At 68.4% G+C, this 16,808-nt stretch carries 18 protein-coding genes; 10 read left to right on the top strand and 8 right to left on the bottom strand.

Features of this window, described 5'->3' with window-relative positions; genetic code table 11:
* Position 1: 1 nt before the first annotated feature.
* The 8 genes from AC1DYD_RS04445 (at position 2) to bcsZ (ending at position 7,738) form a co-directional block, all read left to right on the top strand.
* The gene (locus AC1DYD_RS04445; RefSeq protein WP_478171533.1) at positions 2 to 850 is read left to right on the top strand and encodes an ABC transporter permease; all 849 of its coding nucleotides are present in this window, start codon (positions 2 to 4) and stop codon (positions 848 to 850) included.
* A gap of 72 nt (positions 851 to 922) precedes the next feature.
* Entirely contained in the window at positions 923 to 2,302 is a 1,380-nt protein-coding gene (locus AC1DYD_RS04440) for an FAD-dependent oxidoreductase (protein ID WP_478171532.1), read from the top strand.
* Positions 2,299 to 3,468: a CaiB/BaiF CoA transferase family protein gene (locus tag AC1DYD_RS04435; protein WP_478171531.1), complete on the top strand. Its 1,170-nt coding sequence runs from the start codon at positions 2,299 to 2,301 to the stop codon at positions 3,466 to 3,468. Before AC1DYD_RS04440 ends, AC1DYD_RS04435 begins: the two co-directional genes overlap by 4 nt.
* On the top strand, positions 3,465 to 4,241 hold the full coding sequence (locus AC1DYD_RS04430) for an enoyl-CoA hydratase-related protein (protein WP_478171530.1): 777 nt from the start codon (positions 3,465 to 3,467) through the stop codon (positions 4,239 to 4,241). Before AC1DYD_RS04435 ends, AC1DYD_RS04430 begins: the two co-directional genes overlap by 4 nt.
* 29 nt (positions 4,242 to 4,270) lie before the next feature.
* The gene (gene fdxA, locus AC1DYD_RS04425) at positions 4,271 to 4,609 is read left to right on the top strand and encodes a ferredoxin (RefSeq protein ID WP_478171529.1); all 339 of its coding nucleotides are present in this window, start codon (positions 4,271 to 4,273) and stop codon (positions 4,607 to 4,609) included.
* Between the two features lie 27 nt (positions 4,610 to 4,636).
* Entirely contained in the window at positions 4,637 to 5,551 is a 915-nt protein-coding gene (locus AC1DYD_RS04420) for a LysR family transcriptional regulator (protein WP_478171528.1), read from the top strand.
* A gap of 138 nt (positions 5,552 to 5,689) precedes the next feature.
* Entirely contained in the window at positions 5,690 to 6,220 is a 531-nt protein-coding gene (locus AC1DYD_RS04415; RefSeq protein ID WP_478171527.1) for a thermonuclease family protein, read from the top strand.
* Between the two features lie 264 nt (positions 6,221 to 6,484).
* On the top strand, positions 6,485 to 7,738 hold the full coding sequence (gene bcsZ / locus AC1DYD_RS04410) for a cellulose synthase complex periplasmic endoglucanase BcsZ (protein WP_478171526.1): 1,254 nt from the start codon (positions 6,485 to 6,487) through the stop codon (positions 7,736 to 7,738).
* On the opposite strand, the gene AC1DYD_RS04405 is transcribed toward bcsZ, so the two are convergent.
* The 3 genes from AC1DYD_RS04405 to AC1DYD_RS04395 all read right to left on the bottom strand — a co-directional run bounded on the left by AC1DYD_RS04405 (position 7,712) and on the right by AC1DYD_RS04395 (position 10,115).
* Positions 7,712 to 9,388, bottom strand: coding sequence for a putative bifunctional diguanylate cyclase/phosphodiesterase (locus tag AC1DYD_RS04405; RefSeq protein WP_478171525.1), 1,677 nt, complete (start codon positions 9,386 to 9,388; stop codon positions 7,712 to 7,714). The genes bcsZ and AC1DYD_RS04405 overlap by 27 nt on opposite strands.
* 56 nt (positions 9,389 to 9,444) lie before the next feature.
* Positions 9,445 to 9,612 (bottom strand): hypothetical protein, encoded by a 168-nt coding sequence (locus AC1DYD_RS04400; protein ID WP_478171524.1) that lies wholly within the window; start codon positions 9,610 to 9,612, stop codon positions 9,445 to 9,447.
* 122 nt (positions 9,613 to 9,734) lie between these two features.
* Entirely contained in the window at positions 9,735 to 10,115 is a 381-nt protein-coding gene (locus AC1DYD_RS04395; protein WP_478171523.1) for an FHA domain-containing protein, read from the bottom strand.
* 126 nt (positions 10,116 to 10,241) lie between these two features.
* Between AC1DYD_RS04395 and AC1DYD_RS04390 the strand changes: the two genes are divergently transcribed.
* The gene (locus AC1DYD_RS04390) at positions 10,242 to 10,448 is read left to right on the top strand and encodes a hypothetical protein (protein ID WP_478171522.1); all 207 of its coding nucleotides are present in this window, start codon (positions 10,242 to 10,244) and stop codon (positions 10,446 to 10,448) included.
* Positions 10,449 to 10,517: 69 nt separating this feature from the next.
* On the opposite strand, the gene AC1DYD_RS04385 is transcribed toward AC1DYD_RS04390, so the two are convergent.
* The 5 genes from AC1DYD_RS04385 to AC1DYD_RS04365 all read right to left on the bottom strand — a co-directional run bounded on the left by AC1DYD_RS04385 (position 10,518) and on the right by AC1DYD_RS04365 (position 15,499).
* Positions 10,518 to 10,790 (bottom strand): hypothetical protein, encoded by a 273-nt coding sequence (locus tag AC1DYD_RS04385; protein ID WP_478171521.1) that lies wholly within the window; start codon positions 10,788 to 10,790, stop codon positions 10,518 to 10,520.
* Between the two features lie 207 nt (positions 10,791 to 10,997).
* On the bottom strand, positions 10,998 to 12,482 hold the full coding sequence (locus AC1DYD_RS04380; protein WP_478171520.1) for a Do family serine endopeptidase: 1,485 nt from the start codon (positions 12,480 to 12,482) through the stop codon (positions 10,998 to 11,000).
* A gap of 55 nt (positions 12,483 to 12,537) precedes the next feature.
* Positions 12,538 to 13,857, bottom strand: a complete 1,320-nt coding sequence (locus AC1DYD_RS04375; protein ID WP_478171519.1) for an ATP-binding protein — start codon at positions 13,855 to 13,857, stop codon at positions 12,538 to 12,540.
* 169 nt (positions 13,858 to 14,026) lie between these two features.
* Positions 14,027 to 14,686, bottom strand: coding sequence for a response regulator (locus AC1DYD_RS04370; protein ID WP_478171518.1), 660 nt, complete (start codon positions 14,684 to 14,686; stop codon positions 14,027 to 14,029).
* A 42-nt stretch (positions 14,687 to 14,728) separates the two neighbouring features.
* Positions 14,729 to 15,499 carry an IclR family transcriptional regulator domain-containing protein gene (locus tag AC1DYD_RS04365; protein WP_478171737.1) on the bottom strand — a complete coding sequence of 257 codons (771 nt, stop codon included), beginning with the start codon at positions 15,497 to 15,499 and terminating at the stop codon, positions 14,729 to 14,731.
* A gap of 119 nt (positions 15,500 to 15,618) precedes the next feature.
* Between AC1DYD_RS04365 and pobA the strand changes: the two genes are divergently transcribed.
* Positions 15,619 to 16,800, top strand: coding sequence for a 4-hydroxybenzoate 3-monooxygenase (gene pobA, locus AC1DYD_RS04360; RefSeq protein WP_478171517.1), 1,182 nt, complete (start codon positions 15,619 to 15,621; stop codon positions 16,798 to 16,800).
* Positions 16,801 to 16,808 lie beyond the last annotated feature (8 nt).

Genomic DNA, 16,808 nt, shown 5'->3' with positions numbered 1-16,808 from the left:
CATGACCACCAGTTCCATCGATACGCCGGTGCCCGGCCTGGCAGTCATGCCGGCCGACTCCGAATACCTCGCCTGGGCGGCGGCACGCCGTCGCCGGTTGTGGCGCCGCCGCATCCTGCCGGCGCTCGGCATCGGCGGCCTGATCGTGTTGTGGTGGGCCGTCATCGTTCTCTTCGATGTCAAGCCCTTCATCGCACCGACGCCCTGGGCGGTCGTCGAGACGCTCTATGCCAAGCGCGCCGTTCTGCTGGACAACCTGATCCCCACGGCGCTCGAGGCGGCCGGCGGCTTCCTGATCGGCAACCTCGCGGCGATCGCGGTGGCCACGGTGTTTGTCCACAACAAGACGCTGCAGGACATCTTCTTTCCGGTCGTGCTGATGTTCAATGCCGTCCCGCTCGTGGCCAAGGCCCCCGTGCTGGTGCTCATCATGGGCAATGGCATGGAGCCGAAGATCACGATCGCGGCGCTGGTGTGCTTCTTCCCGACGCTCGTGAACATGGTGCGCGGCCTCGAATCGGTCAATCCGCAGGCCATGGAGCTGATGCGCGTGCTGTCGGCGAGCAAGATGGAGATCTTCTTCCGCCTGCGGTTGCTGAACGCCCTGCCCTATCTGTTCTCGGCCCTGCGCATCGCGGCATCGATGTGCGTGATCGGCGCGGTGGTCGGCGAATGGGTGGGTGCCACGGTCGGCATCGGCGCCATGATCCTCCAGGCCACCTTCAACTTCGACTCGCCCCTGCTGTACGCCGCGATCGTCATGAGCGCGAGCCTGTCCGGCCTGTTCTTCCTGCTGGTCACGCTGGCCGAGCGCTGGATCATCCGATGGCATCCGGAGAGCACGCACTGAACCTCGCACCTCGCAGTGCGACCCGGCGGCCAGCGCGCCGCCGCCCCTCGAAATTCAATCAGGAGAATCGTTATGAGCCGTATTGGCGACTGGATGCATGAGTCTGCGCACGACATTCGCGTGGCAGCCGAATCGGATGTGGTGGTGGTCGGTGGCGGGCCGGCCGGCCAGGCCGCGGCCCTCGCCGCTGCACGCAACGGTGCGAGCGTCACGCTGCTGGAGCGCTACAACCACCTCGGCGGCCTCGCCTCGGGCGGCATGGTGCTGGTGCTGGACGACATGTGGGACAGCCACCTGCAGGAAATCTCGGTGCGCGGCATCTGCCTCGAGATGATCGAGCGCATGGCCGCGACCGGCCTGGCCGAGTACCCGAAGCAGCACGAATGGGGCAGCCTGCCCGACGCGGTGCGGCGCTGGAAGCGCTGGGGCACCTTCGACTTCCACAGCAAGGAGAAGCCGCATCCGATCTGCTTCGCCGCGGCCTTCGATCCGGACGCCTTCAAGCGCGCCTCGCTCGAGATGGTGCAGCAGGCCGGGATCGAGCTGCGCCTGCATTCGTGGTTCTCGCGCACGCTGGTCGAAGACGGCCAGGTCAAGGGCGTGGTCTGCGAGACCAAGAGTGGTCGCGAGGCGATTCTCGGCAAGGTGGTCATCGACGCCACGGGCGACCTCGACGTCGCGGCCTCGGCGGGCGCTCCGCATACCAGCGGCGCCTACATCGTGACCACGGTGTTCCGCCTCGGCGGCGTCGACACCGACGAGGCCGAGCGCTTCGAGAACGAGGAGCCGCAGGCCTTCCAGGCCATCGACCGGGAGGTCAAGCACCTGCTGGGCGGCGCCTGGGAATACTGGTGGCTCAAGACCCCGCTGCCGGGCGTGGTCTGGTGCAACTGCCCGCACATGGCGGGGCTCGACGGCCTGAAGGTCGCCGACCTGACGCGCGCCGAGGTGCAGGGCCGCAACACGATCCACAAGGTGATCGAGTTCGTGCGCGACCGCCTCCCCGGCTTCCGCAACTGCTACATGATCGACATGGCGCCCCAGACCGGCATCCGCCAGACGCGCCTGCTCGAAGGCGAGTACGTGATGACCAAGGACGACGTGGCCCACCGCGTGCGTTTCGAAGACAGCGTGGCGCGCGGGCGCGACTACTGCTACCCCTACCGCACCCTGCTGCCCCGCAGCGTGGAGAACCTGCTGGTGGCCGGCCGCCACTACTCGGCGACCTCGGCGGCCCAGAAGGTCTCGCGCGAGATCCCGCCCTGCATGGCGATGGGCGAGGCCACTGGCGTCGCCGCGGCGCTGGCAGTGAACGCGGGCGTGTCGGTGCGCAACGTCGACATCGGCAAGCTGCAGCGCACGCTGCGCGCACAGGGCGCCGACCCCGGCGACCAGAAGGGCCCGAATGCCGACATCCCGGCCATCGCCCGTTCGTTCGCGGAGGCCGCATGAGCACGATCACCCAACACCTGCCGCTGCACGGCATCCGCGTGATCGACTTCACGCAAGTCATGATGGGCCCGGTCTGCACGCAGATGCTGGCCGACCACGGCGCCGACGTGATCAAGATCGAGCGCAAGGGCGCGGGCGACCTGAGCCGCTCGACCTTCGCGCCGGTCGCCGGCAACGACAACCCGATCTTCTGCAGCCTGAACCGGAACAAGCGCAGTGTCGAGATCGACTTGCGCGACCCGGCCCAGGTCGACCTGGTCAAGGCCCTGATCGCCGATGCCGACGTCGTCACCAACAACTTCCGCGCCGGTGTCATGGAGCGGCTGGGGCTGGGCTACGAGGATTGCCGGCGCATCAACCCGCGGATCGTGTACGCCGTGGGCACGGGCTTCGGCGAGACCGGCCCCTATGCGCACAAGGGCGGCCAGGACGTGCTCGCCCAGGCGCTGTCGGGTGTGATGGCGCGGCGCGCCGACGCCGCGGTGCCGATCTCGATCTACCCGACCGCGCTGGCCGACTACACGGCCGGCATGCACATGGTGCAGGGCATCCTGTTCGCGCTGCTGCAGCGCGAACGCAGCGGCGAAGGCCAGAAGATCGCGGTCTCGCTGTACGACTCGATGCTGTCGATGCAGATGCAGGAGGCCGCGATGATCATGATGGAGGACTCGGAGGTCAACTGGGCCGCGATGCCGCTGTCGGGCGTCTTCGATACGCAGGACGGGTCGCTGGTGCTGGTCGGCGCGTTCAAGGCGAATCCGCTGCGCGACATCTGCACTGCGCTGGAAATCGACGACCTCTCGCAGGACGAGCGCTTCGTCGACCTGGCCGCGCAGTTCAGGCACAAGGCCGAGCTGCATGCGATCTTCAGGGAGCGCTTCGCGAGCAACACGCGCGCCTATTGGCTGGCCCGGCTCGAGGCGCAGGACCTGCTCTCGGCGCCGGTGCGCGACATGCGCGAGGCCCTGGTCGATGCGCAGACCCTGCACAACGAAATGATCCTCGAAGGCGAGGCCTCGGCCAGCCGGCCGCTGAAGTTCATCGCCAGCCCGATCCAGATGTCCGGCGCCCGGACCGGCCTGCGGCGCGAGCCGCCGAAGCTCGGGCAACACACCGAAGAGGTGCTGGCCGAAGCGCGTGCCTTGATCGAAGAGGCCGGCGTATGAGCGTTCTCTTCGAAGTCGCGAACCACGTGGCGACGGTCACGATCGACCGCCCGGAGGTGCTCAACGCGGTCGACCTCGCCACCGAAGCCGAACTGGTGCGCATCTGGGACGACATCGAACGCAGCGACGACATCCGCGTCGTGGTGCTGACCGGTTCCGGCGAACGTTCGTTCTGCGCCGGCGCCGACCTCAAGAACACGTCCAACCTCAAGGGCGTCGACTACTGGGCGGCATCGCGCCCCGGCGGCTTCGGCGGGATCGCGCTGCGCGAGACGCTCAACGTGCCGGTGATCGCGAGAGTCAATGGCTTCGCGCTCGGCGGTGGCTTCGAGATGGTGCTGGGCTGCGACCTGGTGGTGGCCTGCGAGGACGCCAGCTTCGGCCTCCCCGAGCCGCTGGTCGGGCGCCTGCCGCTGGACGGCGGCATGTTGCTGCTGCAGCGCCAGATCCCGTACCGCCAGGCCATGGCCATGATGCTGACCGGGCAGCGGGTCAAGGCGCGGCGCGCGCTCGAGATGGGGTTGATCAACGAAGTCGTGGCGCGCCCCGAGCTCGACGGCGCCGTCGAGCGCTGGGTGCAGCAGATCCTGGCCTGTGCGCCGCTGTCGCTCAAGGCCCTCAAGCAGGTGGTGCGGCTCACGGGCACGATGTCGCCGGCCCAGGCCCACGGCATGCGCCTGCCGGCGCTGGTGACGGCGCTGCAGTCCGAGGACTCGGACGAAGGCGTGCTGGCGTTCCAGCAGAAGCGCAAGCCCCAGTGGCAGGGCCGCTAGGCCGGCCATCGCCGACGCGAACAACGGCCATGGCCCACGTCATCACCACGGCCTGCATCGACTGCAAGGATGGCGCCTGCGTGCTGTGCTGTCCCGTCGATTGCATCTACGAGGGCGCGCGTACTCTGTACATTCACCCGGATGAATGCATCGACTGCGGCGTTTGCGTGTCCGCCTGCCCCACGGAGGCGATCTACGAGGAGTTTCGGCTGCCGCCCGAACTACAGCACTACACGGCCATCAACCGCGAGTTCTTCGGCATCGAGATCAGCGCCCTGGGCTCACCGGGCGGCGCCGACGGACGGCGCCTGGCCTGCGACCATCCGCGCATCGCGCAGGAAGCACCGAGCACCCGGGCGGCGGGATGACGCCGGCTCCTTCGGGAGGGCTGGCTGATGCACGCCATCGTTCTGAAGTATTTCATCGAAGTGGCGAGCGCCGGCTCGGTCCGCAAGGCCTCCGAGCGGCTCTATGTGGCGGCGAGTGCCGTCAACCGGCAGATCCACAAGCTCGAGGACGAATTGGGCGTCGAGTTGTTCGATCGCCTGCCCAATGGCCTGCGCCTCAATGCCGCCGGCGAACGGCTGCTCAAGCACGCGCAGGAGACCCTGCACCAGTTCCAGGTGATGCGCACCGAGCTCGATGCGCTCAAGGGCGAACGCACGGGCCACGTCAAGGTCGCGGCAATGGACTCGTTCTTCGAGGAACTGCTGCCGTCGGCGGTCGAGGAGTTCCTGCAGATCTTCCCTGCGGTCACCTACACCATCACCTCGACCCAGCCGATGGAGATTCCCCAACTCGTGATGTCGGGCCAGGCCGACGTCGGACTCACCTTCGTGAGCCGGTTGCCCGGCGGCATCGAGGCGATCGCCACGGCCAGCCTGCCGATCGGCGTGGTCATGCCGCCGGGGCATCCGCTGTCGAAGCACGCGAGCGTGTCGCTGAAGGACTGCGCCAAATATCCGTTCCTGCGCTCGAGCTCGCACCCGGTGCTGAGCGCCTCGCTTTCAGCCGAATTCGCCGCCTTCTGGGACGACATGGAGCCCGCCGCGACCTGCAACTCGACCCCCCTGCTCAAGCGACTGATCATGGGCGGCAAGGGCATTTCCTGCTTCTCGAAGATCGCCTTCATCGAAGAGCTCCGGCATGGGGACCTGCTCTGGCGGCCCTTCGAACTGCCGGCGTTGAACAAGCTGCAGGTGGGCATCCTGGTGCCGACGCAGCGCGTCTTGCCGCATGTCACGCAGAACTTCGTCGGCCGCATGGCCCGGCGCCTCACGCAACTTGAAATCGCTGCCGCCGCGCTCTGAGCGTCAGCCGGGCAGCACGGCCTCTTCCGTCCCTTCATCCCAAGAGCGGAACCAGGCGAAGCCCCCGCACGCGGGGCCATTGGCTCGGCTGCAGACACTAATATCGGTGCCTCCCCGAATCCGCCGACCGCACTGCGCATGCATCTCCTTCTCGCCCTCCTCTGTCTTCTTTTCCCGATCGCCTCGCAGGCCGGGCAGCACGCTGAATCCTGCAGGGTCGTCGGCGTGGTCGACGGCGATACCGTTACCGCCCGCTGCGTTGGCCGCAAGGGCCGCGCCCCCCTCCACGTGCGCCTCCAGGGCATCGACGCGCCGGAGAGGCGCCAGGCCTTCGGCATGCGCGCGAAGCAGGCCTTGTCCGGCATGGTGTTCGGAAAATCGGCCCGGCTCGATTGCGTCGGCACCGACCGGTACGCGCGCAGCGTCTGCAAGGTGATGGTCGCGCCGGCATCGGCGCCCGACGGCCCCAAGACCCTCGACGCCGGCCTGGCGATGGTGACCGTCGGCATGGCATGGTGGTACCGGAGCTATGCGGGCGATCAATCGCCCGAGGAGCGGGGGCAGTACGAATTCGCCGAGTTCGAGGCGAAGGCCAGGCGCGCCGGACTGTGGCGAGATCCGCAGCCGGTGCCGCCGTGGTCGTGGCGGAAAGCGGAGCGCGGCGGATAGCAGGGTCAGCCGAACTTCACCAGGTTGTGGTTCGGCAGCGGGCCTCCAGGAAACTGCCCCAGGCGGGCGCCAAGGACCCGAGGTCCAGCCCGAAGAAGCCGAGCTCCTCGATCAGGGCGCCGGCAGCTTCGACCCGTTGACCGCCACCAGGACCAGGTCCGCGCGCGCAGCGTCCTCGCGGTTGCCGGCCCGGATCGACGAATAACCCACAATGACCGGAATCATCGACAAGCATTCATCGAATATCAGCCTCGGAATCTCGCCATGGAAACGCTGACCAAGCTCGAAATCGGCCCGTCCATGACACGAACTCCCTCGCCCGACCCGCGCGATCCCACCGCCATAGACCGTCGCCGCTGGCTCGCCGGCCTGGCGCTGATGCCGCTGGCATCGACCCTGCCGGCCGCTGCGCAACAGATCAACGGGGCCTGTCTGCCGGCAACCGACTGGAGCGCCTTCGCGGCGCGCCACCTCCAGGCCGATGGTCGCATCGTCGATCCCGACGCGCCAGAGCGGCATTCGACTTCCGAAGGCCAGTCCTACGGCCTGTTTTTCGCGCTGGTCCACAACGACCGCGCCGCCTTCGCCCGCATCCTCGAATGGACCGAGACGAACCTGGCCGCGGGCAACCTGGCCAAGCGCCTGCCGGCCTGGCAATGGGGCCGCCGGCCCGATGACAGCTGGGGCGTGCTCGACGACAACCCGGCCTCGGACGCGGACCTCTGGATCGCCTATTCGCTGCTGGAAGCCGGCCGGCTCTGGAACGAGCCGCGCTACCAGAGCCTGGGCCGCGCCGTCCTGACAGTGGCCGCGAGCGAAGAAGTCGCGACGCTCTCGGGGCTTGGCCGCATGCTGCTCCCCTGGCCCCGAGCGATCGCCAAGGGACCGGCCTGGCGCCTCAACCCGAGCTACCTCCCGCTGCAATTGCTGCGCCGCTTCCAGCAGCAGGACGGCAAGGGTCCTTGGGGCGAGATCGCCGACAACACGGTGCGCATGCTGGCCGAGGTCGCGCCGCACGGCTTCGCGCCCGATTGGTGCGCCTGGTCGACCACCGAGAAGTCCTTTGTCGCCGACCCCGAGAAAGGCGCGGTCGGCAGCTACGACGCGATCCGCGTCTACCTCTGGGCCGGCATGCTCAACGCCGCCGATCCGGCGCGCCAGCCGCTGCTCAATTCGCTCTTCGGACCGCGTCGGCTGCTGGAGCAACACAAGCCCATGGCGGAGTTCGTCGACGCGGAAACCGGCGCCACGCGCGGCACCGGTCCGGTCGGCTTTTCGGGCGCCCTGCTGCCCTACCTGAAGGCACAGGGCCCCACGCCTCAACTCGACGCCGAGCTTGCGCGGGTCCGCGCCCGCGTCGGCGGACCGGGGCAGCCGGCGTCCACGCCCCTACCCTACGACGAGCGCATGCTGCTTCTTTTCGGACAAGCCTGGCTCGATGGCCGCTTCGCGTTCAGCCGCACGGGGCAGCTGCAAACCCATTGGAGGCTGCTATGCCCTGCCACTCAACTCGCCTGAAAGTCGCCAGGTCACGCAATCCGCCGCCCTGCCCCAGGGCGGCGCACGCTCGAATCCGGCGATCCACGCGGGAACCTCTGCAGCCGGCAAGGGCTTGGCGATGCCATAGCCCTGGCCGAGCGTGCAGCCGAGCGCCAGCAGCGCATCGCCATGGGCCACCGACTCCACGCCCTCGGCGATGGTCTTGCGCCCGAAGGCGCGCGCCATCACGAGGATGCCGCGGATGATGCCCTCGTCCTCCGGGTCTTCGAGCATGCCGCGCACGAAGGACTGGTCGAGCTTGAGCGCGGCCACGGGCAGGCGCCGAAGGTAGGTGAGCGATGAATAGCCGGTGCCGAAGTCGTCCATCACCACCGGTACCCCCAGGGCCTTGCAGGCACCGATGAATTCGGCCACCGCCGCGAAGTCCTTGATCGCGGTGGTCTCGAGGATCTCGAGTTCCAGCACGCCTTCGTGCAGCGCCGGAAAGCGGCCCAGGTGGACGGAAAGCCGCTCGATGAAATCCGGCCGCAGCAGGTGGCGCGGACTGATGTTGACACTGACCGAGGTCTTGATGCCCGCGGCCAGCCATTCGGCCGCCTGCCGCACCGCCTCGCCGATGGCCCAGTCGCCGAGCTGCTCCACCAGTTCGTGATCCTCGATCATCGGCACGAAGGCGGAGGGCTGCAGCAACCCGCGCTCGGGATGCTGCCAGCGCACCAGCGCCTCGAAGCCGATCACCCGGCCGCAGCGCATGTCCACCTTGGGCTGGTAGGCCAGCAGGAACTCGTGGTTCGCCAGCCCGGTCTGGATGCGCTGTCGGATCTGCAGTTCCTGCTGTTCCTCGAGCGCATGGCCGGCGTCGAAGAAATGAACCTGGCTGCCGCCGGCCCGCTTGGCGAAGAACACCGCGTGCTGCGCATGCTGGAGCATCACTTCGGTCGGCTGCTCGCCACGGCGCATCAGCGACACGCCGACGCTGGTGCGCAGGCGCGCCGAGCGGTCCTGCAGCCGGAAGGGATGCGCCAGCCGCGCCAGGATCTGCTCGAGCAGCGCCTCGCAATCCGCAGCGTCGTTGACGAACAGCAGCAGCGCGAACTCGTCGCCACCGACCCGGGCGACGCTCGCAGCGTGCGGCACCGCGGCCTTGAGACGGCGGGCCACCTCGCGCAGCACGGCGTCGCCTCCTTGCGGGCCGAAGTTGTCGTTGACGTCTCGGAAGCGGTCGAGGTCGAGCAAGCAGACCGCCAGCAGGCGCTCGGGGTCGCCATCGCGCACCGGGGCCGGCGTCAGTTCGTCGGCCGAAGGCACTCGGTTGGGCAAGCGCGTCAGCGCGTCATGCCGCGACAGCAGATCGAGCCGCTCGCCGCGCACGCCGCGCGCGGTCAGCGTGAAGGACCACAGCGCGCAGCGGTCTTCCATCCGCTCGCCGCGCACATCGGCCAGGATGCTGTTCCCGTGACCGCCCCGCAACACGACCCGGCGGCCATCGACCGCGCCGCGCGCAGGCAACTGCACGGCCTGCGCCGCGGCCGGCGCCAGCACGTCGCTGAAGGGCATGTCCGCGAGGGCGCCCGACGGATAGTCGAGCAGCGTGTGCGCGTCGTCGTCGGCCCAGAGGATCAATCCATCGCAGATCTTGAGGTGGCCGACGAGGGTGCGAATGGGCATGGACGCTATTGTTCACTCAAAACGAACCGTCCCGCGTCCCTCCCGGACGTCGACAGTCAGTGTCGGTGCAACGGCGCGCCGCGAATCGTGTCGGCCGACTTCTTGATCTGGTGGACCATCCGGCGCTGCAGCGGCGACGCTTCCCGGTGGCTGAGGACATCGATCAGCCAGCCGCCGGCCACCAGGATCGCCAATGCGCCAAGGGTCAAGACCTCTGAGTCCATGCTGTTCTCCCGGAATCGTCGGAGCGCCACTTTGCACCACCAACGTGCGAACGGGAATCAGCCGAACGGCGTGTCTGCCTTGTGACTTTGTTCCTTGTTTTCCATCCTTCGGAGGGTTCCGATCAGGATTTGACACCGAGTCGTTGCAGGTCGATTTCCGCCAGCCGGCCCGGCACGGTGACCAGCCGGAGCGCCTCGGCCGGAGCGATCGGGCCGCCTTGCGCCAGGAAACGGATCTGGCAGCCGCCGATCTTGATTTCATCGCCGCTGCACAGGGCGGCATTTTCGACCCGCTGGCCGTTGACGCAGGTTCCGTTGTGGCTTTGAAGGTCGCGGATGTTCATCGCATCGCCCACGGCCTCGAACACGGCGTGGGAGCGGCTCACGAGCGGATTGTCCAGCACCAGGTCGCAGCTGTCGGCACGGCCGACCACGAAAGGCGTGCGGCTCATGTTGACCTGCTTCGCCGAGCCATTCTTCTGCAGCACGATCAGTCTCGTCATTGTTCCTTCCTCTCCTTTGTTGACGCCGAAAGCGCCAGCCGCCCTTCCGGTCTATGTCGCTTTGGGGGTGCCAAGCCTCCTTCGGAGAGATGGGCGAAAGCGCGGCGGCCGCGTAACTTCGAGATCATGCAACATCCCACGACGCTCGCTGCCAGATTCCTGCTGCCGTTCGCGGCGGTCGGCTTGCATCGCAGATCCCTGGCCCCCTGCCGGGGCGCACCGGCCCAGCCGCTGCTGGTGCTGCGCGGCGTGTCGCAGCAAGGCACGATCCGCTCGCAGGCGGCCCGGGTCATCGCGGTCACGGCAATGTACTTCGACGCCCAGGGACGCTAGATGCTATGAAGGACTCGCCCGGGGCAGTCCTTCATAGCATCTAGGCGCCCGCAGGACAGATTGCAGCAACTACAGGATCGAGTGATCGGTCGTGAAGAGACAGGAGTCCTGGTCGCCGGAGGAACCCGAGGCTGCCGTTCTCGCCTCGGGCAGGTCGGCCGAGGCGCTTTCGCCGATGCCGACCGGCGTCTTCGGCTTGCCGAAAGGGGCGAGGCCCTGGAGCACGCGAAGTGCCGAGGCGCCCTGGATAAGGGCCTCCGAGTAATCCGGCACGCCCTGGGTCGAACAGTCGATCGGCCGGAATCCCAGGCAGTCCTCGGATTCGGCCTGGACTGCCTCCATCAGGACCCAATGGAATTCATTGGGTTCCAGTTCAAGAACAGTCAGCGCTATATCGCGAAGTGCCACCGGGAAACCTTTCGATCAGTAATGTACTTATTGTTACCCGGGGTTAATTTGAATACCAAGGCACTATTGCACGCTGTTTTGAGGAAGGGGCCGCGAGACCGGCACTAAGTCGCAAACGGCCGGTCCCGCGGCCCTCTCGCCTCAACCGAGGCGCACCGGCACGAAGATCTTGTTGCCGTCGCGCTGGATCAGCAGGGCCACCGACTTGTCGGCCTTGGCCACCACCTCGCGAACCTGATCGATGCTCTTCGCCGGCGTGCCGTTGATGGCCAGCAGCACGTCGCCGGTCTGCACGCCGGCCATCGCCGCCGGGCCGCCGACGTCCGCGATCAGCAGGCCGCCGTCGACCTGTGCCTCACGCTGCTCCTGCGGCTGCAGGGGGCGCAGCGCGAGGCCGAGCTTGCCCTGGTTGGCACTGCCCTGCTCGTTCTTGGCCACGGCAGTGCCCTTCTCGGCCGCATCGCCGAGCTTGGCGGAAATCTCCTCGCGGGCACCCTGGCGCCAGATCTCGAGCGTGATCTTGCTGCCGGGCTTCTTCTGGCCGATCAGCGCCGGCAGATCGCCCGAGGCGACGACGGGTTCGCCATCGACCTTGCGGATGACGTCGCCGGACCGCAGGCCGGCCTGGTCGGCCGGTCCGCCCTTGTCGACGTTCGACACCAGTGCGCCCTCGGGCTTGTCGAGCTTGAACGAGTCGGCAAACGCCTGGTTCACTTCCTGCACGGCGACACCGAGGCGGGCATGCGAGGCCTTGCCGGTGGCGACGATCTGGTCCTTGACCTGCATCGCGACCTCGATCGGAATCGCGAAGGACACGCCCTGGTAGCCGCCGCTGCGGCTGTAGATCTGCGAGTTGATGCCGACCACTTGGCCGCGCGTGTTGAGCAGCGGGCCGCCCGAGTTGCCCGGGTTGATCGCGACGTCGGTCTGGATGAAGGGCACGTAGCCGTCGTCCGGCAGCGAACGGCCCTTGGCGCTGACGACGCCCGCGGTCACCGTGTTCTCGAAGCCGAAAGGCGAGCCGATCGCCAGCACCCATTCGCCGGCCTTCAGGTCCTTGGTGCTGCCCACCGACAGCACCGGCAGGTTCTTGGCCTCGATCTTGATCACGGCGACGTCGGTCTTCGGATCGGCGCCCAGCACCTTGGCGCTGAATTCGCGGCGGTCGGTCAGCTTGACCGTGACTTCCTTGGCGTCCTTCACCACGTGCGCGTTGGTCAGGATGATGCCGTCGGCGCTCAGGATGAAGCCCGAGCCCTGGCCGTGCACCGGGGTCTCGCGCTGCGGCTGCATGCCGCGCGGCCCGCCCTGGCCGCCGCCGAAGCGGCGGAAGAACTCGTACATCGGATCGTCCGGATCCATCTGGGGGCCGCCCTGCGCGTCGGCGGTCTTGGTGGTGCCCGTGACGCTGATGTTGACCACCGCCTGGCCGTCGCGGGCGGTGATGGTGGAGAAGTCGGGCATGGTCACCACGGGAGCGGTGGAACCGGCCACGGCAATGGCCTGCGCCGGCGGCGCGGCCACGGCACGGGCGCTGGTGTAGGCGCCGGCGCCGACGGCACCGATCACGCCGGCGGCGGCCAGCGAAAGCACGAGCGCGCGGGGCGAGGTCAAACCGGTTTTCATCAGGAATCCTTTCGAGTGTTGGAAGAGAGCACGAAAGGAATGTCGGGCCGGTTGCTTAGGCAGTGCTTAAAGCTCCCCCAAATCGCACTTGCACGCGCAGGCCGCCGAGGGGGGAGCGATCCAGGGCGACGGTGGCGCCGTGGAGATCGGCGATCGACTTGACGATCGCCAGGCCCAGGCCGCTGCCGGGGGCCTGGGCTTCGCCGGCGCGGTAGAAGCGATCGAGCACCCGCTCGCGCTCGCTCTCGGGCAATCCGGGTCCGCTGTCGTCCACGCTGAGTGCGACCTCGCCCGCGCCAGCCGCGATGGCGATGTCGACGCGACCACCGGGAGGCGTGTACTTGACCGCGTTGTCGATCAGGTTGCGCAACAGCGTGCGCAGCGCCTCGGGCTGGCCCTGCACAGTGGCCGGGTCGGCCCGCGCGATGCCGATATCGATGTCGCGCGACTGGGCCGCGGCCACGGTGTCGGAAATGGCCAGGCGCGCCACCTCGGGCAGGCTGACCGATTCCGGCCGCGCCCCGGCCGCCGCACTGGCCTCATGGCGCGCCAGGGCCAGCATCTGCTCGACCAGCCGGGTCGCCCGGTCGATGCCGGCTGCCAGCCGGGCCACGGCGAGCTCGCGCGTCGCATCGTCGGAAGCCCGCTGCAGGCCCTGCACCTGGAGCTTGAGCGCCGCCAGCGGCGAGCGCAGTTCATGCGCCGCATCGGCGACAAAGTGTTTCTGGGCCTCGAAGGCCTGCCGCAGCCGCACGAACAGCAGATTCAGTTCGTGCACCAGCGGGCGCACTTCCTCCGGCAGCTCGGACTCGCTGAGCGGCGACAGGTCGTCGGCCTGGCGGATCGCCACCTGCCGGCGCACCCGCGAGACCGGCGCCAGCGAGCGGCTCACCACCCACCACACCACCAGCATCAGGAGCGGCGCCGCCAGCACGATCGGCCCGACGGTGCGCAGTGCCAGGGTGCCCGCCATGCGGCGGCGCGCCGCCATGTCCTGCGCCACCTGGATCACCAGCGCCCCGGTCGCCAGCGAGAACACGCGGTAGGTGGTGCCGCGCGCCTGCACGTTCGAGAAGCCCAGCACCGCGCGCTGCGGCAGTGCCGCCTGGGCCGCCGACTCGAAGATCCGGATGCCGTCCAGGGTCCAGACCTGGACAATGAATTCGAAGTTCTCCTCGCCGCCGCCGAGGCCGCCGACCGTGGAACTGGGCGGCAGGCCGGCACGCAGCGACAGCGCCATCTGCTGCATGTGGTGGTCGAAAATGTCATCGGCCTCCTGCAGCACCGTGCGGTAGGCGACAAAGGCCTGGGTGCCGGCCGCCAGCACGATGGCCGCCAGCAGGAACCACAGCAGGCGCGCCCTGAGCGATTTCACGAGAGCCCCCACGCTCGGCACTGCGTGTCCTCGCTGCCCCCCGAGGGGGCGCGAGCTTGCTCGGGGCGGCCCGGCGCTGCGCGCTTGGACCCCCACGCTCGGCACTTCGTGTCCTCGCTGCCCCCCGAGGGGGCGCGAGCTTGCTCGGGGCGGCCCGGCGCTGCGCTCTTCATTCCTTGGGCACCATGTAGCCGACCCCGCGCACATTGCGGATCAGGTCGGCGCCGAGCTTCTTGCGCAGCCCGTGCACGTAGACCTCGACCGCATTGCTGCTGATCTCGTCCTTCCAGCTGTAGAGCTTCTCCTCGAGCTGGGCCCGCGACAGCACCATGCCGGGCCGGGCCAGCAGCGGCTCGAGCACCGCCCATTCGCGCGCCGACAGGATCACCGGCTGGCCAGCCACGGTGACTTCGCGGGTGGCCGGATTGACGCTCACCCCCATGTGCTCGTAGACCGGCTCGGCCCGACCCGAGGCCCGTCGCAGCAGCGCCCGGATGCGGGCCAGCAGTTCGTCGAGGTCGTAGGGCTTGAGCACGTAGTCGTCGGCGCCGGCATCGAGCCCCTCGATGCGCTGCGCCACCGAGTCGCGCGCGGTGGCGATCAGCACCGGCATGCGCTGCTTGCGGGCCCGCAGCGCGCGCAGCACGTCGAGCCCGTCGCGGCGCGGCACCCCGAGGTCGAGCAGCACCAGGTCGTACTGCTGCGTGCGCAGGGCGGTGTCGGCGGCATCGCCGTCCTTGACCCAGTCGACCGCGTACTGCTCCACGCGCAGCAGGTCGAGCACGGCCTCGCCGATCATCACGTCGTCTTCGAGCAGCAGCAGTCGCATGGTTCCGTCATCCGCAGTTGGACTGGTCCGGATGGTAGCGACTCACAAGAGCGCACGAACCTCGCGGGCGGCTTCGAACAGCAGCGGCAGCAGGTCGCGGCGCAGTGCCTCCTCCTGGTAGCGGCCGCCGGACAGCACCACGTTGAGCGCCGCCACGGTGCGTCCCTGCATGTCGCGCAGCGGCACGGCCAGCGCCTGCACGCCGAGCTCGTGCTCCTCGCTGGCGAAGCAGAAATCGTCCTTGCGGGCCTGCACGATCCGCTGGCGCAGCACCCGCGCCTGGGTGATGGTCTGGGGCGTGAGCCGCGACAGCCGCCGGGCCTTGAACCACTCGGTCAGCTGAGTCGGGCTCAGCGCCGCCAGCAGCACCCGGCCGGTCGACGTCGCGTGAGCCGGCAGCCGGGCCCCGAGATGCAGGCCGTAGGCCAGCACCCGCGTCGGCGCGCCGTAGCTGCCGCTGCGCGCGACGATCACCACCTCCTCGCCATCGAGCACCACGGCGGAAAACGATTCCTGGGTCTGGGCGGCAAGCCGGTTCAGGGTCGGCTGCAGCGCCCGCGGCAGCCGCGACGAAGCCAGGTAGCTGCCCGAGAAGCGCAGCACCTTGGGCGACATCCAGAAGTAGCTGCCGTCGGTTTCGAGGTAGCCCAGGTGCGCCAGGGTCAGCAGGTGGCGCCGGGCCGCGGCGCGCGTCAGGCCGGCGCGCTCGGCGGCCAGGGTGGCGTTGAGCCGCTGGCGCTCGGTGTCGAAGCTCTCGAGCACGGCCATGCCCTTGGCGATGCCCTCGATGAAGTCTGGTTTGGCGATGGTCATGGTCGAAACTGTTTGCGCGATCATCGCGCAACTGCTTGCATGATCGCACACAGCGTGCCATTCGGCTGCCCCAAAACGGCACAGGCGCCCTACGCTTGCGCAAACTCCAGGAGACTCGCATGCGAACACAAGTTGCCATCATCGGCGCAGGCCCCGCCGGCCTATTGCTCGGCCAGCTGCTGCACAAGGCCGGCATCGACAACGTCATCGTCGAGCGCCAGACCGGCGACTACGTACTGGGCCGCATCCGTGCCGGCGTGCTCGAGCAGATCACGATGGACCTGCTGGCCCGTGCCGGTGTCGACGCCCGCGCCAAGGCCGAGGGCCTGCCGCACGGAGGCATCGAGCTGCTGTTCAAGGGCGCCCGGCACCGGATCGACATGCATGGCCTGACCGACGGCAAGCAGGTCACGGTCTATGGCCAGACCGAGGTCACCCGCGACCTGATGGAGGCCCGCGAAGCCGAAGGCCTCGTCACGATCTACGGCGCCGCGTCGGTCAGCCTGCACGACTTCGACACCGCCTCGCCGCGCGTGCGCTACCAGAAGGACGGCGCCACGCACGAGATCGAATGCGACTTCATCGCCGGCTGCGACGGCTACCACGGCGTCAGCCGCGCCAGCGTGCCGGCCGATGCGCTGCACACCTACGAGAAGATCTATCCCTTCGGCTGGCTCGGCGTACTGGCCGACGTGCCGCCGTTGTCGCACGAGCTGATCTACGCCAACACCTCGCGCGGCTTTGCGCTGTGCAGCATGCGCAGCGCAAAGCGCAGCCGCTATTACGTGCAGGTGCCGACCGAGGAGAAGGTCGAGAACTGGAGCGACGAGGCGTTCTGGAACGAGCTGCGCCTGCGCCTCGACCCCGAGGCGCGCGAACACCTCGTGACCGGGCCTTCGCTGGAGAAGAGCATCGCACCGCTGCGCAGCTTCGTGGCCGAGCCGATGCGCTTCGGCAGCCTGTTCCTGGCCGGCGACGCGGCCCACATCGTGCCGCCGACCGGCGCCAAGGGTTTGAACCTGGCGACCGCCGACGTCGGCTACCTGTCGCGCGCGCTGGAGATCTTCTACACCGAGAAGTCGGCCTCGGCGCTCGACCGCTACTCCGACCTCTGCCTGCGCCGGGTCTGGAAGGCCGAGCGCTTTTCGTGGTGGTTCACTTCGCTGATGCACCGCTTCCCGGACAGCGGCGATTTCGGCCAGAAGATCCAGGAAGCCGAGCTCGACTACCTGGTGCACTCGCATGCCGCCTCGACCTCGCTGGCCGAGAACTATGTCGGCCTGCCGATGGAGAGTTTCTAGACCTTGCG

The sequence above is a fragment of the Variovorax sp. P4_B11 genome, assembly GCF_056402355.1.
This window is presented reverse-complemented; position numbering and strand designations above follow the sequence as displayed.